Raw genomic sequence first — 21,716 nt, 5'->3', positions numbered from 1 at the left:
ATCGTGAATAAGCGGAACGTGGTTCCGATAACCAACATACGGAACGTTGTTCCGTTTGACAAGGAGGCGCTGTGGCGAAGCGAGCGGACGCCCGCCGCAACGAGGCGGCTCTGCTGGATGCGGCGGCCGCGACGTTCGTGCAGTCGGGTGTCGACGCGCCCGTCCGTGAGATCGCAGCGACGGCGGGCGTCGGTGTCGGGACGATCTATCGCCACTTCCCGACGCGAGGAGATCTCATTCTGGCCGTGTTTCGGCACCAGGTGGAAGCCTGTGCCACGGCCGGTCTGATCCTGTTGGCGGAGAAGCAGAGTCCGTTCGACGCCCTCGCGGCGTGGGTCGACATGTACGTCGATTTTCTGGCCACGAAGCACGGCTTGCCCGAGGCGGTGCACGCCGACACCGAAGGATTGCACCGATACTTCGTCGACACTCTCGTGCCGGTGTTGGGCGAACTGTTGACGGCAGCGTCCGACGCCGGCGAGATCGTCGACGATCAGCGCCCGTTCGAATTGATGCGGGCCGTCGGGAACCTGTGCTTCGGGGTTCGCGACGATCCGCAATACGACGCCCGGCGGATGGTGGGGACACTTGTGAGAGGCCTGCGGAAGTAGGTGGCTCCGCCACCTGTGCGCGAATTAGCGCCCTATAGGGGCGGAAATCGCGCACAGCAGAAAGGCTAAAACGTCACATTGATCTCCCGCGAGATCATGAACCCCGCCCCCGTCCCGCTGTAGCAAATGATGCCTTCCTCGGTGGACCGGCACGAGTCGCCCTGCACCGCGATGATGTCGCCGTACTGCAGAACCCGCGGCTCCATGCCGACGAAAATTCCCTGATTGGTGCAGATCTGCTCTACCGTGCCGCCCTCCAGCACCTGTACGCCATAGGTGTTGTTGGCGACGTTCCCGCACGCCCTGCCGGTGTTGCCGGGCACCGAGTACCTCACCTGACATCCGACAGCGGTCCCCGGCGCATTGGCGGACCTGAACGCGCAGAACGCATTTCCGCTGGGCGAGGTGAAATAGTACGAGTCGCCCTCCTGAAAGTCGCGCGCATCGACGTTGACGTCGTCTCGCGTGGGTGCGGGCGGTATGTCGGCGAAGGACGCACCGGTGAACGGTTCGGTGGCAGTCGGTGCGTCCTCGGTCGGCGCCGAAGGAACGCTGGAAGCGCTGCTGCTCGGCGGCGTTGCGGTTGCCCCGGCCGCGGGCGCAGGCTCCGTCTCGCCCGAGCTGCATCCGGCCAGCGAGAGGACCGTCAGCGCGGATACGGCAATCAGACCGGCGACTTTGAACATCCGAACCACCCTTCCGCCGCCGGCAGGTGCCGGCGGTCGTTACTGGGGAATCGGAGGGCGCCGGACGCTCGTTATCCGACCGGCTGTCACGTTAGGGTCACGAACTAGTTGAAGAGCCGATCATCGATCAGCCTCTCACGGCCCCCGAAACAACGCCGCCGCCGTCCGTGGCAGCTGCGCGTCGGGCCTGCGTCGGTACAACTCCGCCGGACGACCACCGCCCGCCGACGTGGTCTCCCCGGTTCCGACCAGCCCGTCGATCACCTGTCGACGAAACGTGTCTTTGGGCAGTTCGCGGTCGAAGATCGCCTCGTACAGTCGCCGTAACTCCAGCAGGGTGAATGCCTCACCCAGCATCGACGACGGATCGGCTTGGTCGGAGTATCGCCGACGCAGATCGTCGACGGCCAGGGCAACCATGTGCGAATGGTCGAAGGCCAAACCGACTGTGGGGAAACCGGATTCAAGGGGAATCAACTCGACATCCGGCAACGACTCGTATCCGATGGCCGCCACATGCGCCATCGACAGCACCCACCCACGGTCGTCGCGTCGAGGGTCGTCGAACATCCCCACCTGGTGGAAGTCGAGGCCGTCGATGCCTGCTTTCGTGGACAGTGCGCGAGCTGCGGCGTCGCGCAATCGTTCTCCTTGGTGAAGGAAAGTTCCGGGCAACGAGGTTCCGAAATGCGACTTGACCGTCACCACCTGCAGGGTGTCGTCGCACACGGTGAGGACCGCGACGTCGACGGCCACCGACGGGCGAGGAAAGTCGCTGAGAGCCATGTGTTGCATGTTAGCTCATGGATGATCTATGTTTAGCGCACATTCACGCTAAGGGGTATCGACATGAATCAGAACGACCGTGCACAGGGCGTTCTCCTCGGAACTGCGGCTGGTGACGCATTGGGCGCCGGCTACGAGTTCACCTATCCCGGGGCAGACACGGCCATCGACATGATCGGCGGCGGCCCCTTCGACTGGGCGCCGGGGGAGTGGACCGACGACACGTCGATGGCCCTTTGCGTCGCACGGGCATTGGCCGACGGGAGCGGACTCGACGGCATCGCAGCGAAGTTCGTCGAGTGGTACGACACCGACCCGGCCGATATCGGCAATCAGACTCGGTTGGTGCTGAGCCACCGCAGCGCATCGGCGTCGGAGATGACGGCCGTCGCGTCGTCGCTCACCGGCCGCACCGGTGGCAACGGCTCCCTGATGCGCACCGCCCCCGTCGCGCTGGCATATCTGGACGACGAAGAGGGCTGCATCCGAGCCGCGAACAGCATCGGTGCTCTGACACATTCGGATTCGCGAGCCGGTGAGGCGTGTGAGTTGTGGTCCTTCGCCATTCGTCATGCCGTACTTCATGGTTCGTTCGCTGGCGTCGGGCTGTACCTCGATTGCGCCGACCCGGACAACTTCTGGCGACCGCTCCTCGACGCCGCCGAGACCGGGACGCCGACGGACTTCGCCAACAACGGCTGGGTCGTGCACGCGCTGCAGACCGCGTGGTGGGCAATCACCAACGGCGGCAGTCTGTCCGAATCGCTCGAACTGTGTGTTCGAGCAGGCGGCGACACCGATACCACCGCGGCCATCGCCGGCGGACTCCTCGGCGCCCGGTGGGGAGCGTCCGCCATCCCCGAGGAGTGGGCACGAAAGGTCCACGGCTACCCCGGTTACGACGCGACCGACCTCGTCGCGCTGACCGACACACTGACAGGAGCACGATCATGATCGACGTCGTCCGGGCAGACATCACCCAATTCAGAGCCGACGCCATCGTCAACGCCGCGAAGTCGTCGTTGATGGGCGGCGGGGGAGTCGACGGGTCCATCCACCGTGCCGGTGGACCGTCCATTCTCGACGCATGCAAGCTGCTTCGGGCGACGACGCTTCCGCGCGGGCTGGACGTCGGCGCCGCAGTGGCCACGACGGCAGGTCGCCTTCCCGCCCAATGGGTCATTCACACTGTGGGGCCGAAATTTTCGACGCACGAGGACCGCACCAAGGATCTCGTCGCGGCGTACCAGCGATCGCTGCTGCTGGCGCGGTCGCTCGGACTCGGGAGCATCGCGTTTCCGCTCATCTCGGGTGGGTCGTACGGTTGGCCGATGCACGACGCCGTCGCCGCCCAGGTGCGAGCGGTCAAGGATGCGGACGTCTCCGTCGACCTCGTCACGCTCGTTGCGTTTTCCCGTGACGTCGCGGAACTGACCGAGAGGATGGTGGGTGCACGATGAACTCGGTCGCGTTCACCTTCCTCGGCACCCCGATGACCTGGGTCGAGATTCTCGGCTTCGTCACCGGCGCCGTGTGTGTCGCACTCGTTGCGCGGCAATCGGTATGGAACTGGCCTATCGGCATTGCGAACAACATCGCCTTCGTCGTGCTGTTCTTCGGCGCCGGACTGTTCGCCGACACCGCCCTGCAGTTCGTCTACATCGCCCTCGCCGTGTGGGGTTGGATCGCCTGGGTCAGCGGTGGTCCGCGGGGACCGCTGGTGGTGACGTCGACCGCGAGCCGAGAATGGCTGTGGCTCGGCGTGATCGGCGTCGTTGCATCTGCATCGATGACGTGGTTCCTCGAGAGCGCCACCACGTCCATCGTGCCGTTCTGGGATGCGCTCACCACCACGCTGTCGCTGCTCGCGACGTGGGGACAGATCAAGAAGCGTCGCGAATCCTGGTTCTTGTGGATCGCAGCGGACGTCATCTACGTCCCGCTGTACCTGTACAAGGACCTCGTGCTGACGAGCATTCTCTACCTGGGCTTCATCGCCCTGTCCGCGGCCGGCCTGCGGGCGTGGACGCAGTCGATGCGGTCGGAGCCCGTGCCGGTATGACGCACGCGCTGATCATCGGCAAGTTCTATCCGCCGCACGACGGGCATCACGCGATGGTTCGGTTTGCCGCCACGAAGGCCGACCAGGTAAGTGTCGTGGTGATGTCGTCTGCGGTGGAATCGATTTCGCTTCGCGACCGCGTGTCGTGGATGACCGAAACGCATGCGGCCGACGCAAATGTCACCATCACGGGCATCGTGTGCGACGCTCCGATCGACCACACCTCCCGGGCGGTGTGGGCGGCGCAGGTGGCGTGCATGCGGGCGGCGATCGAACACGCGAACGTGGACATCGTCGTCTCGAGCGAACCCTACGGGGAGGAACTCGCCGGCTGGTTCGACGCGACGCACACCTTGTTCGACTTGCAGCGCAATGCCTTTCCGGTGTCGGGAACACAGTGCCGTGCCGACCTCGCCGCGTCGTGGGACCTGATCGACGCACCGGCCCGAGCGGGTTTGGCGACGCGCATCGTGGTTCTCGGATCGGAGTCGACGGGTACGACCACCGTCAGTCGTGCGCTCGCCGAGCACTTTCGGGAGAAGTGGCCTCGAACCGAGTGGGTGCCGGAATTCGGCCGGCAGGACACGATCGACAAAGCGGCGCAGGTGGGTTCCGTCGATGACATCGTGTGGACGGGAGACGACTTCGCGCGCATCGCCGCAACCCAATCGGCAATGGAGGACGACGCGGCGCGTCGCGGCTCCCCGATTCTGATCTGCGACACCGACGCTTTCGCGACGACGGTATGGGAGCGCCGCTACCTCGGTACCGGGTCGCACCGTGCAGTGGCGGACGATCGCCGCGCCATCTACCTGATCACCGATCACCACGGAGTTCCGTTCGTACAGGACGGTATTCGCGACGGCGAGCACGTGCGCGCCGAGATGACAGGATGGTTCATCGATGCCCTCACTCGCCGCGGACGGTCGTGGGTGTTGCTCACCGGAAGTCACGACGAGCGGATGGAACTCGCGGTCCGGGTGGCGGAGCAGGAGCTGGCGCGGCGCATGAGGTTTGCGGACCCGTTGTCGCCCAGCGCGTAGTCCATACTCGACCCATGGCAATCGATCCACGCGGACGAGACGTGAAGCGCTACCTCGACGAAGACCCCGGCGGACCGGTCGTGATGCTGAACCTCCTGCGGTTCGCCGAGGGTGGGCGCGAGGCGTACGCGGAATACGCCGCCGCGCTGAACGAGACGTTCCTGCCCCGCTATGGAGCCGAGGTGCTGTACGCAGGCGACGGGTCGACGGTTCTCGCCGCGGAAGCGGGCCAGGATTGGGATGCCGTTCTCCTGGTTCGCTATCCGTCACGTGGTGCGTTCAGCAAGATGGTTGCCGATCCGGAGTATCAGACGGTGACTGCGTTACGGACCGGTGCCTTGACGGAAGCTGTTCTGCAGGCGACGGTTCCGTGGCCCTGACATGGCCCCAGCCACCGCCCTCCTGGCCGCGGGCGCGCTTCACCTCGGCTTCCAACTCGTGGTGACAGTCGTCGTCTACCCCGCGCTGGCGGACGTGCCGGATGACCAGTGGTCACGTGCGCACGACGCTCACTCCCGCCGTATCTCTCCCATCGTCGCCCCGGTCTACGGACTGCTCGCGGCCGCGTGCCTGTGGGTATTGGTGTCCGGGCCGCACGCCGTGCTGCTGATGGTCAGCGTCGCCGGCGCGGTGATCGCCGCCCTCGCCACCGCGTTGGTGGCCGCTCCCACGCACGGTCGGCTCGGCAACCAGGGTCGAGACGACGCACTGCTGCGTCGACTCCGACTGGCCGACGGTGTCCGCCTTGCCGGCGCACTTCTGTGCTGCGTCTGCGCTCTTGTCGCCTGACTAGCGCGGCGCGTACATGATCACGCCTACGCCCGCCAGGCAGATCAGCGCACCGATCGTGTCGTAGCGGTCGGGCCGAAACCCGTCGAGTGCCATGCCCCACAGCAAGGAACCCGCGACGAAGACACCGCCGTAGGCAGCGAGGATGCGCCCGAAGTTCGCGTCGGGCTGCAAGGTGGCAACGAAGCCGTAGGCGCCGAGCGCGATGATGCCAAGGCCGATCCACAACCAGCCCTTGTGTTCTCGCACGCCCTGCCACACGAGCCACGCGCCACCGATCTCGAACACGGCCGCCACCGCGAAGAGGGCGATCGAACGCGCGACGGTCATCGGGCGCCTCCAGACTTCATGGCACACACCGTAGCGCCGAATCGGAACCGTTTTGGCTTCGCGCGCGTCCAACAGGCGAGACGACCGAACGGGGTGGCATGAGCGAATCGCAAGGACTCCTGACTGCGCGGACCGACGAGTTGCGAGACTGCGCGCGTCAATATGCCGAGGTGGGACGATCGGTCGAGTCTGCCGGCCGGTTCACCATCCAGACCGATGCTGTGCACGGGACTGCCCTGCAGGCTGCGATCGAGTTTGCGCTACAACGTATTCGCGAGTCTCTGACCGAAATCGCAACACGTGTCGACGCTACCGGCTCGGCGATGGTGAGATCCGCGGACAACTACGACGACGGTGACATAGCTTTCGCTGCGTCGATGACCGATCCGACCGGCACCGGCCCATGATCAGAAACGACACGTGGACCCCCGCGCTTGTGGCCGGGTGGCAGCCCGAGAGCGTGGCGTCCGATGCGCGGCTTGTTCTCGACTCGGCCGACGAACTCGACGTCGCTGTGAAGTCCGTGGTGACGTCCCTGACCGACCTGGGGGCGGGCGGCGGATGGGCAGGACAAACCTACGACGCGGCCTCGTCTCAGGTCGACGGCATCCGACGCGACGCGTCGGTGTGCTCGACCGCGATGCAGGCGATGGGACGCGAGATTCGGACCGGGTCTGACGCCATCAGCGCATGCCGATCCGCTCTGATGTCAGCGGTTTCGGCTGCCGAGCTGGATGGCTGCGTGGTGGGCAAGGACTGGTCGGTGTACGGGCCGTCCGAGAAGGCCGCTGCTCATGCCGTATCCATAGGTGCAAGGCTGAGCGACCTACGGCGGGCGGACCGCGATGCAGCCAATGCTGTTGTTCACGCGCTCGATCCACTCGCGCGGAGTGGCGGGTCCCGCGATTTCCTCCCCCTGGTCATTGGGGTCGGGCTGCTCGCAGAGCTGGCAGTCGACGCTCTCATCGCAGCGGGCGTGGTCACGCTGGGCGCACTGGCGTTCGCTCTCGTCGACCAGTTCGGTGAGGGTGCGTGGGACGCGATCAGTAGTGCGATACCGGACCAGTTCTTCGCGGATGCGGGGCCGGTCGATCGGGGTGGTGTCGAGGGAAGTTTGCTTTCCGACACCGAACCTGGGCGATCGGCACCGAACCGGCAGGTCTCTACCCCGGAGGAGGTGGAGGATCTATATCAAAAATTGGCCGCAGAGGGACGGCCACTCGATGCAGGAACCTATGCGGGTTCGGGTGTGACACTTCCGGACGGTACTGAGATCAGATGCCGGGACCAGAGCAGATCCGGAGGCCCAACCATAGACATACGATTCCCCGACGGTTCAGTGAGGAAAGTGCATGTGCAGTGATTGACACTCGGTTGGAAAATTTTCTCCTCTACATACTGGCGGACGACTGGATTCCCCTCGGAGAGTTCATGTTCTACGCCCGCCGTATCACTCCAGAGGACGCATCTGTGGAGAAGGTTGCCGCAGTAATCCGTGAAATGGCTACGTCCGGCCTGATCACCCTCGGAAGCTGGGGACCGTCCGGCGCCGTGGAACCGTGGAACGTTTCGGTGGACGAAGCGATGGCGCGCATCGCCGACGGATACCAGGGGGAGATCGGCTACCGAGGCGCGTCCAAACCTCAACTTCAGCGCACGGAGGTCTTTCGAGCGGATCTCACTGCCAAGGGCTCTGCTCGTCTTCGCGAATTGGGTGATCCGTATGACAACTACGGCGACCCCTGGGCGGATGTCCCACACCTACGAGTGAGCCGTCCGCTGCCGGACTGGGAGGTTTGAGCTAACGTGATCGACCCAAGACTCGAGCACTTCCTCCTCTACGAACTCGACGACGACTGGATGCCTTACGGGAGCTTTGTCGGCATCGTTCGTCGTGTAACGCCGCAGGACAGTTCCCTGGATCGCGTGGCGGAGATCATCGAAGAATTCGTCCTTCGCGGTTTGAAACAGGCACGTGGGAGGCGTGGGATGTGCCCCTCTCCGAAGCGATGGATCGAATCGCTGACGGGTATGGAAGTAGCGTCGGTTATCGCGACGCCACCGAAGATCAACTCGGCTCGATGGAGGTCTTTCGCGGTGAAATCACTTCGAAGGGCAAGGAACTCCTCGCCGAATTGGGTTCTCCCTATGCGAAATACGGCGACCCGTGGGAGGGAGACAGGTTCCTCTCGGCCAAGGGCAACTTCCCCAAATGGCAGGCGTGACCTCGAACCCCGGCCACTTGCTCTGCCACAATCGCCACCATGACCTCCTACGAACACTCCGACTCCATCACCATCGCCGCACCGCCCGCTGACGTCTACGCCGTCGTGTCCGATGTGACGCGCACCGGAGAGTGGAGTCCCATCTGCGAGGCGTGCTGGTGGACCGACGGCGATGGCGGTGTCGGATCGACGTTCACCGGCCGCAACGTCACCCCGGACCGCACTTGGGAAACGGTGTCGACGGTTGAATTCGCCGAGCCCTACACACGATTCGGGTGGTTCGTCTCGGACCGCTTCGTGCACTGGGCCTACACCCTCGAGCCCGTCGAGGGCGGCTCGACCAAGCTGACCGAATCGTGGAGCTTCCCCGACGAAGGCGTCGAGTTCTTCCACACCAAGTACGGCGAGAACGCGCAGAAGGAGATCGACAACCGCGTCGCCGCTGCGCACGACGGCATCCCGAAGACGCTGGCGGCGATCAAGAAGGTGGTCGAGTCCTGACGTGTAGGCCGCCACCCGACCTAGAGTTCACCCTCGACCATCCGCGCCAATGTCTCCGTCAGAACGTCGGTCCCGGTGATCAGGTCCTGATCATGGGTGTATTCGTTCTCCGCGTGCGAGACGCCGTCGACGCTGGGGACGAAGAGCATGACCGTCGGCACGAGATCTTTCATGTTGGTCGAGTCGTGGCCGGCGCGTGTCCGCACGTTCTGCCGGCTGATCCCCAGGTCGTCGATGACGCGGCCGGCCAACTCGACACCCTCGGGCGTGTACGTGTGACCCTTCCAGGTGTGCGCGAAGCGGCGCTGGATCTCGACGTCGGCCTTCAGTTCGATCTCGGCGAACGCCCTGTTCAAGGCCTCGTCCGCCTCGTCGAGTAGTTCGTCCGACGACGACCGTAGATCCAAGTGCATGTGTACTTCGCGCGGGACGACCACCGGCGAGTTCGGGTATACGGTCAGTTGCCCGCACGAGGTGTGGAGGCTGTCGCCGTACCGATCGGCGAGGTCTCGCAGCGCCACCACCGCGAGGGCTGCGCCGTACAGCGCGTCCTGTCGGTCCGCGATGGCTGTCGCGCCGGTGTGTGCTTGAGAGCCGACCACGGAGATCTCGTATTTGTTTGCGCCCCATGTCGAGTCGACGAGACCCATCGTGACGCCGGCCTTGTCCAACTCGCGCCCCTGCTCGATGTGAATCTCCGCATACGACGCCACTCCGAGCCCACCGGGGGTGTGGTGATCACCCACCGTGAACACGTCGCGGTCGCCTAGCATGTCGAGTGCCGAGAGCGCGTCGTAGACCGTTGTCTCGTCCGAATCTGTTGTGCTGAGCCCGGTTTCGAGCGCAATCTTGCCGGTGAACACCCCAGACCCTTGCATCGACGGTTTGAAGCGCGACCCTTCCTCGTTGAACCAGTTCACGACCGCCAGGTTGTATCGGGCAGTACCCGGGTGCTCGAGGAAATACTTCCGTAGCCGATTCATCGCGTGCGCGGCTGCGAGGACACCGTAGGCGCCGTCGTACTTGCCGCCGCGTGGCTGCGAGTCCAGATGCGATCCGGCCAGAACGTAGGACGCCCCCGGAACCAGTTCGAACAGACCGAACTGATTGCCTATGCGGTCGTACGACACCTCGAAGCCTCGCTCAGTGAGCCAGGTGGACAACCACTCTCGGTTGGCGCCGTCGGCTTCGGTGGCGGCCTGTCGTTCGACACCACCGGCCGGCGTGGCACCGAACGTCGACATGGTGACGAAGTCGGCGATGAGTGCGTCGTCGGCCCTCGGGTCGGAGGGGACGCGGATCTGGTCTGTGCCGATGGTCATGGATTCAGTGTCGTCGTTCTCGGTCCGTCCGGCCATACGAGCGCGGTCAGGTGGATATCAGTTCGAATCGACATGACGTCCCTGGAGATCGAGCAAGACGCGCGTCAGTGGTCCACAGCGGTGCTTCTATCGCCTCCGCGAGCGCAACATAGGACGCGTCGTACATCGACAAGTTGTTCCGGAGCTCCCAGCACCGACTGATCAAGGGCGAATGACTCGTCCGTTTGACGGGGAGGCTTTCGAGGTCGTCGAGTGCCAGCAATCCTCGGTCGACGGTAACGTCACCGTTCCGTACGAAGCGGCGGACGACAGACGCACACTCGAGATCCACCAGCTCGGGCGCAGCCATCTCCTGACCTCTGAGTCGTGCTCGAATTGCGCTGCCAGCCGCGCCGTCGTCGAGCAGGGCAACGACCAGCACCCCGGCGTCAATGACGATCACGATCCTCCCGCAGGGCAGCGTTGACGGACTGGATGGACACACTTCCCCCGGATCGAGTGGCGGCGCGGTCCAGAATCTCGTCCACTGTCGGACGGCTCGCCTCCGCGATCAGACGTGAGCGCAGGTACTCCTGCAAAGATTGGTGTGCCGCTGCCGCCCGCCGACGGAGTGTTGCGTGGACCTCGTCGGGTACATCCTTGATCTGAACACTGGGCATGGCGCCATTATGGCGCCACGCGTGTGGTTCGTCGACCATTTTTACGCGGCCACCCCCGCCCGTCGAGTGCGGCCGCGATCAAGTGCCTCGAGCAGGGCCGGCGCGTGGGTGTCGGGGACGCAGAACATTCCGTTCACCGGGACGACCAATCCGAGTTCGATCATGGTTTGGAAACGTAGGGTCATCCAGAGCCCCACACTCTTTGAGTCGGTGCCAGTTCCCGTGTTCATCAGGTCGCCATGGCGGAACGGATCATCGACCAAGGAGCGGACGAGCGTGAACCACAACGCGGCGGCGGATGCGGCCACCTCGAACTTGATCTGCGTGTCGTCGAAGTCCACGATCGGCTCCAAGCATGCCGAATACGCCTCGACAAGCATGCGATGAAGTTGGTCCTGGGTCGGTGTGCGAAGCCAAGACTCGAACTCGGTACCACTGACGTGTGAGGCGCCGGAACCTGCCAACAGGTCGATGCCCAGCGCCGTCGCGATGACCACGCGGTACTTGATCCTCGACATGAACTCGCTGACCGCGTCCAGGCCGCCCACCGAGTTCAGTTCCCCGCGAATGCCAGCGCTTGTGTTCGGATGTCCGAGGCACGAATCCGGAACACTCCCGTTGTCCTCGAACCAGCACGCCACCTGCTGTAGGTGTGACGTCAGTGCTGTCGGGCCGATTGGCGTCGACAGGCGTACTGAAGCCGGTGTTGCTCGCAGTGGGTGAAGCGGGGTGAGGTCTTCGGCCATCATGTCCGTCTGCGTCGGCGAGATACGCTGCGCGACAACAAAGTTGGCGAACAGTCCCATCGCTTCAGCCAAAGCGTCGAACGTCCAAGGCATATGGCCGCAGTCGTCGACGTAGTCCGCGGTGTAGTCCTCGACGTCGAACAGCTCCAACGGGAGTTCTGCGCCGACCACGACGAGATTGCGTTCGCGCGCCGATCGGTCGACCGCCACCGCCGTCGAATAGGCTGCCAATGCGTCTGCGACACAGTTGGTCTCGATCAACCAGTCAGAGAATTTCCAGAGGACGTCTGGCCAGCACAATGCTGCAGCTCGTAGTCGCTTGTCCGTCGTTACGCGCTTGTTGGCTTTTGCTCGTCGTCGATTCTTGCTCATCGGTATCCCCCCAGGATGTAAGTGCCTGGAGGGTATGTCTTGGGTCCGACAAGATTGCTCGAGTCGAGTCGACGGTCACGTCACCTGCCGGGCGCGACCATCAACACCGCTTCGACTCGGTGCTCGCCCCACTGCTGCACCGACGTTCCGATCTCGCGCCACCCCCGACGACGGTAGAAGCCGAGAGCGTCGCCATTCGGGTCGACGAGCAGCACCGGCACTCGGCCTCCCTCGTCCGCTGCCCGAACCGCATGTTCCAACAAGGCCGTCCCACTGCCCGGCACAGAACCGTCGGTGACGAACCGCGACACGACGGCCAGCTCGTCGACGGCGGCACCGGTGGCCCGCTGCCACTGCGCGCTCGCGTCGTCCTCACCGGCGTCGAGCCCTGGCGCAGCCGTCGGGTGCAACGCAATGTGGCCGACGACGCGCCCGTCGTGTTCGGCGACCCACGCTCCGAGCTCACCGGCCCTCGCGAGCCAATCGGCTCTCACCACCGATGCGCGAACCGGGTACGCGAACAATTCGTGTGACCGCTGCAAGATGGGAAGCAGGACCGGCATATCGTCGTCGACTCGGCGTCGCACGCGGATGTTCGTCGTGAGTCCGTCCATACGGAAGACTACTGCCGAAGAGACGCACACGAAGGGCGAGAACATCGTGAGGAACCCATTCGATCGACGTTCCAAAGACCAACGAGCGATCGACGACGCCGTGGTCGGCCTTGCTCAGCCCTCGTGGTCCGAGTCGACGACGTCGGAAGCGACGCAATACGTCCGGCTGACGCTCGACGCGTGGCGGTCCGTCGTGGGTGAGGCCGATGCGAACAGGCTTGCCGAGGCAAAGCGACTTGATCGAGTGCGTCATGTCGTCGGCCGCCGGGGTGCGACCGCCAAGCTGGATGCGGCGGAATCGGCTCGCATCAAGGCAATTCGATCGTCCGTTCGCGGCCGGGTGGCTGTCGCGGCGGTGGTCGTGGCGGCAGCTATCGAGGGGCTCGACGCGTGGACCGCGCGGGAGGTCGCTCATCGTGTTGTGCGCATCGACCTCCCCGAGGAGATCGCTGCGATCGCCAGGAGCGCCTATCTGTTGGAGAAGGCGTACGAGCGGTTGGACGAACCGACCGGACACCTCGCGCAGGACGACGCCGTCATGCAGCTCTACCGGGAGCGGCAAACGGCGCTAGCCGACCGTCAGAAAATGTTGATCGCCCGATTGTCGGCTTTGCGCAGCTACTACGACGGTCTCGCTTCGATGCAGCGGGAGCTGGAGCGGATGCGTTGGATCCAGAAGCACAGCGAGCCCGACCTCGAGGAGTTGCAGGCGCTGGAAGGCGACGAGCTGGGGTCGATGACCATGACTGCTGCGCGCGAGATGTTCGACGAGGCGACGGATCGGCTCAACTCTCAAATGCAGCAGGCGGTGGAGAAGTTGCAGGGGCGGGGTTGATCCCGGTTGGTAACGCTTTCCGAAGAACTGCTGCTAGGTCCGCATCTCGTCAGGTTGCCGCCTCCAACGCGTGGAGTGCTGCTGTGGCGGAATGCAACAACTGCTCCTCGGTCAAGTCGCCGGGATCCCGCAGATCGTCGTCCTCGACGAATGCATCGACGTCTTCGAACAATTGATTCACTGCCCTCGAAACAGAAGGCTCCAACCGTTCGGGCATGCTCTTGACGAAACTGAGGTACTCAGTTTCGAATTCAGCAGCCGAAATCTGCTTGTTGACGAAGCTGCGGATGATCGGCATGAAGATCTCGGCTTGCCGCCTGGCGTTACTGATCAAAAGAGTCGACCTTCTTCCGAGACTGAGGCGAGTTGTTCGGCACTCATACGCCATCCACTGACGAACGTGCCGTCCACCTGTTGGACAACTACCAGTCCGCTGTCCGAATTATAGTTCAGCACTACAGGATCACCGCGATATGTTCCTTCGATATGTGACGTTTGTGGGTCCTCCAAATGCTGTCGAATCTTCCCCTCGTATTCCTGGAAGGCGTTGCTTCCGCGCGGCGACGTGACGCCGAAGTCTTCGGCGTGTTTGAACTTCTTTTCGATCTGACGAGTATCGATTCTCAGCTGCGGTGGGTCGACGCGAGCCGGTGCGGGGCCCGGGGTCGAATGAGGCTGATGACTGTCCCTTCCGCCAATCTCCTTGATCCGCTCCAACTCGTTCCGACGCCGCCCGAGGTCGCGTTCCTCCTTCACGCCGCGGCTCAAATTTTTCGCCGATTTCCAGACCTCGATGATGCGCCGAAGCGGCTGCGCGAATCGTGCTGCCACGGTCGCCGCTCGGGCGGTCGCGGCTGCAGCACCGATTCCGAACGTTATGAGTGATGCCGCAATCCCCACGGCGGCGGTGATCGCCAATTCCTTCAGCAGGTCCTGCGCCAGCCCCTCGAGCTCTTCGAGCAAGTTATTTCGAAGTTCGTCGAGAGCTTGGCGGTGCTCGTCGCAGCTCGTCGCAATCTCGCCGAGAGCCGACAGGACATCGTCAGCGGACCCCCGGATAGCGCGGAGGTCATCATCTATGAACTCCGTTTCCGGTGCGGTGATCACCTCGAAAGCGGAGGCGAGCTTGTTGATCTCATCGGGCAAGCTGGACAGTGCTGCATCGGATGCGATTGCGCTCCACGCTTGCGCGGCAGCGTTCAGTCGGTCGGTGTCACCGTCTGGAACCGTTAGCCCGATCTTTTCGACGAGGCCTAACCCGTCGTCGAGAAGACCGCCGTCCCCACCCGCGGATGGAAGCGGGATCCAGCAGACGAACCCTGGAGTCGACAGCGCTGCCGGTTTGACGGGCGGTAGTCCGACACTGGGCCCGAGTCCCCGTGCAGCGTCATAATCGGCGGTCGCGTGATTGAATCCGAGTTGGAGAAGGACTTCGCCGTAGTGGTGCAACGCTTCGGCCAATATCCTGAGCAAGTCAACGGTTTCAGCTGCTCGGGCGTCGTACGACTGCGCCCATGCCGTGGCTTCGTCGTAACTGCCGGCCATACCGCCACACGAGTCGAGTTCTCTCAGGTGTCCGTCGGCTGCAGTGAAGTAGCTCTATGCGAGCCGAGCGCATGTCGCGGCTGCGTCGTAGTAGACGACCGGATCGACATCGATCACGGTCACGTTTCTTCACTCGGTGTCATCGCGCCCCCTCCGCCCGTGCTCGCGGAGCCAACGATTGACACCCGACACCTGCTTGGACGTGCCGCCCCGCCAGCCGGTTCCACCCAGCCGACTAGCGCCATCGCGCAGCGCCTTACCCGGCAACAACCCCCGCACCACCGCCCACGCCTCCTTGTCCACCCACGACGGATTCGATTGCTGCGGTGAGCGAAACACCTCCATCCCTGCGAGCTCATGCACGGCCGACAACGACGAAGCCACCACCGGCTCGTCGAACAAGACGATGCCGGTGGGCACGGTCCACTTCGGCCCCGGTTCGGCCGGACCGGTCAGCGTGCCGGCGCCCCAGATCCCGCGCTGCGGATGAGCACTGACCCAGAACAGGACCGGCTGACCGGCTGCCATCAGCCGTGAGCGATAATTGTTTGCGACGCACCATCTTTCGGTGGCCCGCCCCGCCGCGACCATCGGCTCGATGTCGGTGACGCGCGGGTTGCACTTGATCACCCACGAGCCGAGGGACTCCGAGGTGATCGCTCGACTCGTCATCTCGTGGAGCCTAGGCCGGTTACTGTCGACGACACCAACCAGTCGAGGAGCCACGAATGCACCCCTTCCGCACCGCGGTGGAAGCACGAGACCACGACGCCGTCGAAGCGCTCCTCGCCGACAACGTCGAGTTCATCAGCCCGGTCGCCTTCACGCCGTACAGCGGTAAGGCGATCACCGCCGCGATCCTCCGCGGGGTGCTGCGCGTGTTCGAGGACTTCCACTACGTCCGCGAAATTGCCAACCCCGACGGGCGGGATCACGCGTTCGTGTTCGAGACCGCGGTGTCCGGCAAGCGCATCACCGGTTGCGACTTCCTGCATTTCGACGACGAGGGGCTGATCGACAACTTCATGGTCATGGTCCGACCCCTGTCCGGTGCAACGGCTTTGGCTGCCGCAATGGGTGAGCAGTTCGAGCAGATCAAGGCGGAGGCTGCCCGCGCTATGCCCACTGAGCAATGACGTCCAAAATCCACACCACACCGAACTTGTCGACCAGCTTTCCGTAGAGCGGAGAGAATACTGCCGGGCCCAGGGGAACCAGGATCTCGCCGCCGTCGGACAGTCCGTTGAACACGGCGGTGATTTCGTCGGCGTCGGTACTGCGCACCGCGCTGTAGAACGGGTTCTCGCCAGGGTTGTACGGCAGCGAGTCCTGCACGTCGTACGCCATGATGTGGAATCCGCTGGGCGCAGTCACCTGACCCCACGCGATCTGTTCCTCCTGGCCGGGACCCTGCCCCGCTTCGACCTGACCGTAGGGGAAGGCGAGGATCTCACCGCCGAAGACGGACTGGTAGAACTCCAGCGCCTCGCGTGCGTTGCCGTCGAGGTTGATGTGGAGGGCGTTGATGATTGTCATGGGAATCCTTCGTTCGAGTTGCTGACACGACTGACGATTCCACGGCAATAGGTCAGATCCTGACCTGATTGCGCGGAATACTGAAAGCATGTCCGAACCGTCCTCCCGCATGCTCGCCCTCCTGTCGTTGCTGCAGGTCCCGCGTGACTGGCCGGGCACGCTGCTGGCCGACCGCCTCGGCGTCAGTCCCCGGACGATTCGGCGTGACGTCGACCGGTTGCGCGAACTCGGTTACAACGTCGCCGCACTACGCGGATCCGACGGTGGATATCGCCTGGACGCCGGCAGTCGGATACCCCCGCTCCTGCTCGACGACGACCAGGTCATTGCCTTGACCGTTGCGCTGCAGGTGGTTCCGGCTCTCGGGGCGGATATCGGCGACGCTGCAGACCGCGCCTTGGCGACGTTGCGACGCGTCATGCCGTCGCGCATTCGGCACCGGGTCGACGGCCTCGCCGTCAGCGCGCTGCCCGCGAACCAACACGTCGAGCTCGTCGCTCCGGATGTCCTCCGCGTCCTGGCTACAGCGAGTCAGTCACGCGAGATCGTGCGCTTCGACTACCAGAACGGACCGCCACGTCGCGTCGAACCTCACGGAGTCATAGCGTCCAACTCGCGGTGGTACCTCGTCGCCTGGGATCTCGACGGGGACGACTGGCGCAGCTTCCGCGTGGACCGCATCACCCCGAAAATGCCGACAGGACTTCGGTTCTCGCCTCGGCCGATCCCCGGTGGCTCCGCCGTCGAGTTCCTCCGCCGACGGTTTCGTGGCAGCGACGACGGCGAATGGACCTGCATCGGCGAGGCAACCGTGCATCTCGAGGCGTCGGCCATCGCGCCGTACATCGGCGACGGAAGCGTGGAAGACCTGGGCGACAACAGGTGTCGCGTGCGCATCGGCGCGTGGTCGTGGAATGCGGTAGCGGCGTCACTCGCTCACTTCGGCGCGGACGTCGAGGACGTGAGCCCGCCCGAGCTCGAGGACGCGATCGAACACATCGGCAGACGGTTCTCGCCTACCATGTCGCGTAAGAAACGGACGAACAGGACAGGGGACGACCATGGCGGAGAAGAAGCAGACGAAGAAGCAAGCGGATGACGAAGCCGCTGTGCTCGCCAAGATCGCGTCGTGTCCGGACCCGTACCGCGAGATCGGTGAACGCATTCACCGGATCGTTCTCGACGCCGTACCGGCCCTCCGACCGAAGCTCTGGTACGGCGCCGCCGGGTATGCCGTGAGTGGCCCCGTTCAGATCTTCTTTCGTGTCGACGAATACATGTCGTTCGGACTGACCGAGAAGGCGCACGTGTCGGTCGACGACGGTGCGAGCGACCTCCTCATCCCCTCCGCTTGGTACATCACCGAACTGGACGAGCGGACCGAGGAGCGAATCGCCGCCATTGTTCGTAAGGCCGCCGGGTAGACGAAGTCGAAATGGCGGCTCTCGACCGAATCACCCGCCGCTCCTGCCGCGAAAAAGTAGTGTGCGATCAATGAAGAGCACCATGCAGGACACCCCGCTGTCGATCGGTCAACTCGTCCGCTTCGGCACTACGATCCACGCCTCGGCCGAGGTCACCACCTGGAGCGAAACCGGCCCGACCACAGTCACATTCGCCCAGTTGGGACGCCGCGCTGCCCAGCTTGCGCACGGACTGCGCGCCCTTGGAATCGACGACGACCAACGCGTCGCCACCTTCATGTGGAACAACTCCGCGCACATGGAGGCCTACATGGCGGTGCCCGCGATGGGCGCGGTGCTCCACACCCTGAACATCCGGCTGTTCCCGGAGCAGCTCACCTACATCGTCGACCACGCCGAGGATCGCGTGATCATCGCCGACGCGAGCCTCCTCCCGCTCCTGACGCCGCTGCTGCCGACCATGCCCACCGTGCGCCACCTGATCGTCGTCGGTGCCGACCCCGCGCAGGTGCAGGCGCCCGACGGCATGGACGTGCACGCCTACGAGGACGTCCTCTCCGGCAGTCCCGAGCAGTTCGACTGGCCTGAGCTCGACGAACGATCCGCTGCCGCAATGTGTTACACCTCCGGCACCACCGGCGACCCCAAGGGCGTCGTGTACTCGCACCGGTCGATCTGGTTGCACTCGATGCAGGCGTGCATGACCGACACGATGGCCATCGCGCAGTCCGACACGGTGCTGGCGATCGTCCCGATGTTCCACGCGATGTCCTGGGGCCTGCCCTACGCCGCGCTCATGGTGGGGGCTTCGCTGATCATGCCGGACCGGTTCCTGCAGCCGGCCCCGCTCGCCGAGATGATGTCCACGCTGCGACCGACGGCGGCAGCGGCAGTCCCCACGATCTGGCAGGCCCTGCTGGCTCACCTCGACGAGCACCCGGTGGACCTGTCGAGCCTGCGCGACGTCATCGTCGGCGGCGCCGCATGCCCGCCGAGCCTGCTGCGAGCGTTTTACGAGAAGTCCGGCGTCTATATCTCTCAAGCCTGGGGCATGACGGAGACGTCGCCGCTGGGAACGTCCGGCCGACCCGATGCCGGGCTTTCGCCGGAGGACGAGTTCGATTTGCGTTGCACGCAAGGACGATTCGTGGCCGGAGTACGTGCTCGGCTCGTCGACGACGCCGGCACCGAGCTTCCCTGGGACGGCGCACAGGTCGGCGAACTCGAGGTGCGCGGTCCCTGGATCACCGGCAGCTACTACCGCGACGACTCGACGGACAAGTTCGACGACGGATGGCTTCGCACCGGCGACGTCGGCACCATCTCCGAAGGTGGGTACCTCAAGCTGACGGACCGGTCGAAGGACATCATCAAGTCGGGCGGCGAATGGATCTCGTCGGTCGAACTGGAGAACCACGTCATGGCGCACCCCGCCGTCCGCGAGGCTGCGGTGATCGGCGTCCCCGACCCGAAGTGGGACGAGCGGCCACTGGTCGCGGTCGTCGTGCGGGACGGTCAGACCGTGACCGCCGACGACCTCCGCACGTTCCTCGACGACCGCGTCGCGCACTGGCAGCTCCCCGAGCGTTGGACGTTCATCGACGAGGTCCCCAAGACCAGCGTCGGCAAGTACGACAAGAAGCGTCTGCGGAGTGCGCATGCGGATGGTGGGCTGGAGGTCATAGAACTGGTGTGAGCCGGCCTCACCTGTCGTCGTGCCCGAAGGCGGCGAGTGCGGTGGGCTGCCACTGGCGCCAGGTGTCCAGTCGGTCCTGGTAGATGGGGACGATCGCGTCGTAGGTCTTGCCGAGAAACAACCGATGTGGTGCGCGGTCGGAATCGACGAGCTTCAGGATCGCGTCCGTGGTCGCAGCCGGCTCCCCGACCTCGAAACCACCGGCCGTCGCTGCCCGCACGTCGTCGTAAGCACCGTTCTCGGCACTGTGTCGTGAGCCGGTGGCAAGCCAGTCGGTGGCGTACGGCCCTGGTTCGACATTGGTCACTTGAATGCCGAACTGTTCCACTTCCTGCCACAGGGACTCGGACAACCCCTCCAATGCCCATTTCGACGCGTGGTAGGCGCCTATCCCCGGGTAGGCCCGGACGCCGCCCTCGCTGGTGATCTGCAGGATTCGTCCCGAACGTTGCCCTCGCATGATGGGAAGGACAGCTTGCGTCACCCACAGGGCTCCGAAGAAGTTGGTTTCCATCTGGGACCGGATCTCCGTCTCGGTGAGCTCTTCGACCATGCCGAAGTGTCCGTAGCCGGCGTTGTTGACCACCACGTCGATCGTTCCGAAATGCTCGGCTGCGCGCCGCACCGCCGCGAACACCGCCTCGCGATCGGTGACGTCGAGTTGCATGGGCAACACTGAACGTCCGTACTCCGCGGCCAGGCCCTCGAGGTCGGCCGTGTTCCGGGCCGTCGCGGCAACGCGATCACCACGATCGAGCGCGGCCCGCGCCCACAAGTGCCCGAACCCCTTGGACGAACCGGTGATGAACCAAGTCTTGTTGCTGACAGCCACGTGCGTACTCCTTCGGTCGGTGCTCTCAAGCGTGTGCCGGTTCCGGCCATTCCACCAGCGACAATCGTGTATGCCGGGTATGCGTAATGCGCATGGATTGCTGTGGTCGAATGACCGGGTGACGGAATGGAGTCTGAGCGGGCTGCGGGTGGTACGCGTCGTGTTCGAGACCGGATCGTTCACTGCCGCGGCGCAGATTCTCGGGTACACCCAGTCGGCGATCTCGCGTCAGATCGCGGCGATGGAAGCAGCCACCGGATCAACCCTGTTCGAGCGCGGCGCCCGCGGAGTGCGTCCGACGGCAGCGGGAACGCTCGTCGCGGCACGCGCGGCGACCGTGCTCCACGAAATCGATGCGGCGACCCGCGATCTGGCCGATGTCGAGAATTCGCTCACCGGCCGGGTATCGATCGGCGCATTCCCGACTGCCGCAATGGTTCTGGTGCCGCGCGCGGTTGCTCGAGTTCGCCAGTCTCACTCGGACCTGGTCGTCGAAATCGTGGAGAGTTCGACCCCGGCGCAGCTGCGGCAGCTCCGCGCCAGCCGCATCGACGTGGCGGTGATCGCGGTCGGGCAGGGGCTGCACGAATACGACCTGAACGGACTGCGTGTCGACACGGTGGTCGACGGGAAGCTTTTGGTCGCAGTCGGAGTCGAGCACAGGCTCGCGCACCAGGGCCGCACACACGTCGACGAACTGACCGACGAATCGTGGATCGTCGGCAAGGGTGCTCGGAACGACCCGCAGTTCGGCGCATGGCCTACCCTGCCGGAGCCGCGCATCGGTGCTCGGATACGAGAGTGGTCGGCTCGTTTGGGCTGTGTCGCAGCGGGACTGGGTATCACGGTCATACCCGAGATTGCGGCGGCCACCGTACCGGACGGGGTCACCACGGTGCAGGTCGACGACCCTGCCTGGACTGGACGGATGACCTGCGCGGTGACCATGAAGCACCGCTCGGCGTCGACGAGCGCCGTCGTCGACGCTCTCCTGGCCGAAGCCCGCAGGATCCGAACGGCCGGTCGCGACGACTGACGGTGTTGCCCTCGGACGGCTCGGGTCGGTGTCAGCGCAGAACGACGTCGCCACCGACCCGGAGTG

At 64.5% G+C, this 21,716-nt stretch carries 31 protein-coding genes; 18 read left to right on the top strand and 13 right to left on the bottom strand.

Going from position 1 to position 21,716, the window contains the following annotated elements; all coding sequences use genetic code 11:
• The first annotated feature begins 71 nt into the window (after nucleotides 1-71).
• Nucleotides 72-611: a TetR/AcrR family transcriptional regulator gene (locus AC59JP_RS14880; RefSeq protein ID WP_497326580.1), complete on the top strand. Its 540-nt coding sequence runs from the start codon at nucleotides 72-74 to the stop codon at nucleotides 609-611.
• Between the two features lie 65 nt (nucleotides 612-676).
• On the opposite strand, the gene AC59JP_RS14875 is transcribed toward AC59JP_RS14880, so the two are convergent.
• Nucleotides 677-1,297 (bottom strand): DUF6636 domain-containing protein, encoded by a 621-nt coding sequence (locus AC59JP_RS14875; protein ID WP_497326579.1) that lies wholly within the window; start codon nucleotides 1,295-1,297, stop codon nucleotides 677-679.
• 135 nt (nucleotides 1,298-1,432) lie between these two features.
• Nucleotides 1,433-2,092, bottom strand: coding sequence for an NUDIX hydrolase (locus tag AC59JP_RS14870; protein ID WP_497326578.1), 660 nt, complete (start codon nucleotides 2,090-2,092; stop codon nucleotides 1,433-1,435).
• Between the two features lie 54 nt (nucleotides 2,093-2,146).
• Between AC59JP_RS14870 and AC59JP_RS14865 the strand changes: the two genes are divergently transcribed.
• From AC59JP_RS14865 to AC59JP_RS14840, 6 genes are read left to right on the top strand one after another with little or no spacing between them, the layout of a single operon-like run.
• Nucleotides 2,147-3,037 carry an ADP-ribosylglycohydrolase family protein gene (locus AC59JP_RS14865; RefSeq protein WP_497326577.1) on the top strand — a complete coding sequence of 297 codons (891 nt, stop codon included), beginning with the start codon at nucleotides 2,147-2,149 and terminating at the stop codon, nucleotides 3,035-3,037.
• Nucleotides 3,034-3,543 carry an O-acetyl-ADP-ribose deacetylase gene (locus AC59JP_RS14860; protein WP_497326576.1) on the top strand — a complete coding sequence of 170 codons (510 nt, stop codon included), beginning with the start codon at nucleotides 3,034-3,036 and terminating at the stop codon, nucleotides 3,541-3,543. Before AC59JP_RS14865 ends, AC59JP_RS14860 begins: the two co-directional genes overlap by 4 nt.
• Nucleotides 3,540-4,145, top strand: a complete 606-nt coding sequence (gene pnuC, locus AC59JP_RS14855) for a nicotinamide riboside transporter PnuC (RefSeq protein WP_497326575.1) — start codon at nucleotides 3,540-3,542, stop codon at nucleotides 4,143-4,145. The genes AC59JP_RS14860 and pnuC overlap by 4 nt, the downstream gene beginning before the upstream one ends.
• Nucleotides 4,142-5,188: an AAA family ATPase gene (locus AC59JP_RS14850; RefSeq protein ID WP_497327078.1), complete on the top strand. Its 1,047-nt coding sequence runs from the start codon at nucleotides 4,142-4,144 to the stop codon at nucleotides 5,186-5,188. The genes pnuC and AC59JP_RS14850 overlap by 4 nt, the downstream gene beginning before the upstream one ends.
• A 14-nt stretch (nucleotides 5,189-5,202) precedes the next feature.
• Complete coding sequence (locus tag AC59JP_RS14845; RefSeq protein ID WP_497326574.1) at nucleotides 5,203-5,568, top strand: DUF1330 domain-containing protein; 366 nt, start codon at nucleotides 5,203-5,205, stop codon at nucleotides 5,566-5,568.
• Between the two features lies 1 nt (nucleotide 5,569).
• Nucleotides 5,570-5,977, top strand: a complete 408-nt coding sequence (locus AC59JP_RS14840) for a hypothetical protein (protein WP_497326573.1) — start codon at nucleotides 5,570-5,572, stop codon at nucleotides 5,975-5,977.
• Here the strand turns inward: AC59JP_RS14840 and AC59JP_RS14835 are convergent, their stop codons facing one another.
• On the bottom strand, nucleotides 5,978-6,307 hold the full coding sequence (locus tag AC59JP_RS14835) for a YnfA family protein (protein ID WP_497326572.1): 330 nt from the start codon (nucleotides 6,305-6,307) through the stop codon (nucleotides 5,978-5,980).
• A 98-nt stretch (nucleotides 6,308-6,405) separates the two neighbouring features.
• On the opposite strand from AC59JP_RS14835, the gene AC59JP_RS14830 reads away from it, so the two are divergent.
• From AC59JP_RS14830 to AC59JP_RS14810, 5 genes are all read left to right on the top strand, one after another.
• Entirely contained in the window at nucleotides 6,406-6,714 is a 309-nt protein-coding gene (locus AC59JP_RS14830; RefSeq protein ID WP_497326571.1) for a hypothetical protein, read from the top strand.
• On the top strand, nucleotides 6,711-7,670 hold the full coding sequence (locus AC59JP_RS14825) for a hypothetical protein (RefSeq protein WP_497326570.1): 960 nt from the start codon (nucleotides 6,711-6,713) through the stop codon (nucleotides 7,668-7,670). Before AC59JP_RS14830 ends, AC59JP_RS14825 begins: the two co-directional genes overlap by 4 nt.
• Nucleotides 7,667-8,107, top strand: a complete 441-nt coding sequence (locus AC59JP_RS14820; RefSeq protein ID WP_497326569.1) for a hypothetical protein — start codon at nucleotides 7,667-7,669, stop codon at nucleotides 8,105-8,107. Before AC59JP_RS14825 ends, AC59JP_RS14820 begins: the two co-directional genes overlap by 4 nt.
• Before the next feature lie 191 nt (nucleotides 8,108-8,298).
• Nucleotides 8,299-8,532 carry a hypothetical protein gene (locus AC59JP_RS14815; protein ID WP_497326568.1) on the top strand — a complete coding sequence of 78 codons (234 nt, stop codon included), beginning with the start codon at nucleotides 8,299-8,301 and terminating at the stop codon, nucleotides 8,530-8,532.
• Nucleotides 8,533-8,571: 39 nt separating this feature from the next.
• Nucleotides 8,572-9,033 (top strand): SRPBCC family protein, encoded by a 462-nt coding sequence (locus AC59JP_RS14810; RefSeq protein WP_497326567.1) that lies wholly within the window; start codon nucleotides 8,572-8,574, stop codon nucleotides 9,031-9,033.
• 20 nt (nucleotides 9,034-9,053) lie between these two features.
• On the opposite strand, the gene AC59JP_RS14805 is transcribed toward AC59JP_RS14810, so the two are convergent.
• The 5 genes from AC59JP_RS14805 to AC59JP_RS14785 all read right to left on the bottom strand — a co-directional run bounded on the left by AC59JP_RS14805 (nucleotide 9,054) and on the right by AC59JP_RS14785 (nucleotide 12,746).
• Nucleotides 9,054-10,355 carry a M20 family metallo-hydrolase gene (locus tag AC59JP_RS14805; protein ID WP_497326566.1) on the bottom strand — a complete coding sequence of 434 codons (1,302 nt, stop codon included), beginning with the start codon at nucleotides 10,353-10,355 and terminating at the stop codon, nucleotides 9,054-9,056.
• A 46-nt stretch (nucleotides 10,356-10,401) separates the two neighbouring features.
• Entirely contained in the window at nucleotides 10,402-10,776 is a 375-nt protein-coding gene (locus AC59JP_RS14800) for a type II toxin-antitoxin system VapC family toxin (protein WP_497327077.1), read from the bottom strand.
• Nucleotides 10,777-10,783: 7 nt separating this feature from the next.
• Nucleotides 10,784-11,014 carry a FitA-like ribbon-helix-helix domain-containing protein gene (locus tag AC59JP_RS14795; protein ID WP_497326565.1) on the bottom strand — a complete coding sequence of 77 codons (231 nt, stop codon included), beginning with the start codon at nucleotides 11,012-11,014 and terminating at the stop codon, nucleotides 10,784-10,786.
• Between the two features lie 41 nt (nucleotides 11,015-11,055).
• A complete protein-coding gene (locus tag AC59JP_RS14790; RefSeq protein ID WP_497326564.1) occupies nucleotides 11,056-11,910 on the bottom strand; it encodes a hypothetical protein in 855 nt (284 codons plus the stop codon).
• A gap of 302 nt (nucleotides 11,911-12,212) precedes the next feature.
• A complete protein-coding gene (locus tag AC59JP_RS14785) occupies nucleotides 12,213-12,746 on the bottom strand; it encodes a GNAT family N-acetyltransferase (protein ID WP_497326563.1) in 534 nt (177 codons plus the stop codon).
• Between the two features lie 46 nt (nucleotides 12,747-12,792).
• On the opposite strand from AC59JP_RS14785, the gene AC59JP_RS14780 reads away from it, so the two are divergent.
• Nucleotides 12,793-13,581 carry a hypothetical protein gene (locus AC59JP_RS14780; RefSeq protein WP_497326562.1) on the top strand — a complete coding sequence of 263 codons (789 nt, stop codon included), beginning with the start codon at nucleotides 12,793-12,795 and terminating at the stop codon, nucleotides 13,579-13,581.
• A 49-nt stretch (nucleotides 13,582-13,630) separates the two neighbouring features.
• Here AC59JP_RS14780 and AC59JP_RS14775 read toward each other — a convergent pair whose 3' ends face one another.
• The 3 genes from AC59JP_RS14775 to AC59JP_RS14765 form a co-directional block, all read right to left on the bottom strand.
• Nucleotides 13,631-13,879 (bottom strand): colicin immunity domain-containing protein, encoded by a 249-nt coding sequence (locus AC59JP_RS14775; RefSeq protein WP_497326561.1) that lies wholly within the window; start codon nucleotides 13,877-13,879, stop codon nucleotides 13,631-13,633.
• A 32-nt stretch (nucleotides 13,880-13,911) separates the two neighbouring features.
• Entirely contained in the window at nucleotides 13,912-15,126 is a 1,215-nt protein-coding gene (locus AC59JP_RS14770) for a colicin D domain-containing protein (protein ID WP_497326560.1), read from the bottom strand.
• Between the two features lie 129 nt (nucleotides 15,127-15,255).
• A complete protein-coding gene (locus AC59JP_RS14765; RefSeq protein ID WP_497326559.1) occupies nucleotides 15,256-15,798 on the bottom strand; it encodes an EVE domain-containing protein in 543 nt (180 codons plus the stop codon).
• A 56-nt stretch (nucleotides 15,799-15,854) separates the two neighbouring features.
• Here AC59JP_RS14765 and AC59JP_RS14760 point away from each other — a divergent pair, with 56 nt between their 5' ends.
• Nucleotides 15,855-16,262: a nuclear transport factor 2 family protein gene (locus AC59JP_RS14760; RefSeq protein WP_497326558.1), complete on the top strand. Its 408-nt coding sequence runs from the start codon at nucleotides 15,855-15,857 to the stop codon at nucleotides 16,260-16,262.
• On the opposite strand, the gene AC59JP_RS14755 is transcribed toward AC59JP_RS14760, so the two are convergent.
• Nucleotides 16,243-16,662, bottom strand: coding sequence for a VOC family protein (locus tag AC59JP_RS14755; protein WP_497326557.1), 420 nt, complete (start codon nucleotides 16,660-16,662; stop codon nucleotides 16,243-16,245). The genes AC59JP_RS14760 and AC59JP_RS14755 overlap by 20 nt on opposite strands.
• 88 nt (nucleotides 16,663-16,750) lie before the next feature.
• On the opposite strand from AC59JP_RS14755, the gene AC59JP_RS14750 reads away from it, so the two are divergent.
• The 3 genes from AC59JP_RS14750 to AC59JP_RS14740 all read left to right on the top strand — a co-directional run bounded on the left by AC59JP_RS14750 (nucleotide 16,751) and on the right by AC59JP_RS14740 (nucleotide 19,782).
• On the top strand, nucleotides 16,751-17,761 hold the full coding sequence (locus tag AC59JP_RS14750; protein WP_497326556.1) for a helix-turn-helix transcriptional regulator: 1,011 nt from the start codon (nucleotides 16,751-16,753) through the stop codon (nucleotides 17,759-17,761).
• Nucleotides 17,724-18,086, top strand: a complete 363-nt coding sequence (locus tag AC59JP_RS14745) for a DUF1801 domain-containing protein (protein ID WP_497326555.1) — start codon at nucleotides 17,724-17,726, stop codon at nucleotides 18,084-18,086. Before AC59JP_RS14750 ends, AC59JP_RS14745 begins: the two co-directional genes overlap by 38 nt.
• 70 nt (nucleotides 18,087-18,156) lie before the next feature.
• Nucleotides 18,157-19,782: a long-chain fatty acid--CoA ligase gene (locus tag AC59JP_RS14740; RefSeq protein WP_497326554.1), complete on the top strand. Its 1,626-nt coding sequence runs from the start codon at nucleotides 18,157-18,159 to the stop codon at nucleotides 19,780-19,782.
• Between the two features lie 7 nt (nucleotides 19,783-19,789).
• On the opposite strand, the gene AC59JP_RS14735 is transcribed toward AC59JP_RS14740, so the two are convergent.
• Nucleotides 19,790-20,614 (bottom strand): SDR family NAD(P)-dependent oxidoreductase, encoded by an 825-nt coding sequence (locus AC59JP_RS14735; protein ID WP_497326553.1) that lies wholly within the window; start codon nucleotides 20,612-20,614, stop codon nucleotides 19,790-19,792.
• Nucleotides 20,615-20,732: 118 nt separating this feature from the next.
• Between AC59JP_RS14735 and AC59JP_RS14730 the strand changes: the two genes are divergently transcribed.
• A complete protein-coding gene (locus tag AC59JP_RS14730; RefSeq protein ID WP_497326552.1) occupies nucleotides 20,733-21,650 on the top strand; it encodes a LysR family transcriptional regulator in 918 nt (305 codons plus the stop codon).
• The last annotated feature ends 66 nt before the right edge of the window (nucleotides 21,651-21,716 follow it).

The sequence above is a fragment of the Rhodococcus sp. 320_ES genome, assembly GCF_059691855.1.
Note: the sequence above shows the minus strand (reverse complement) of the source record. Positions and strands in the feature narration are given on the sequence as shown.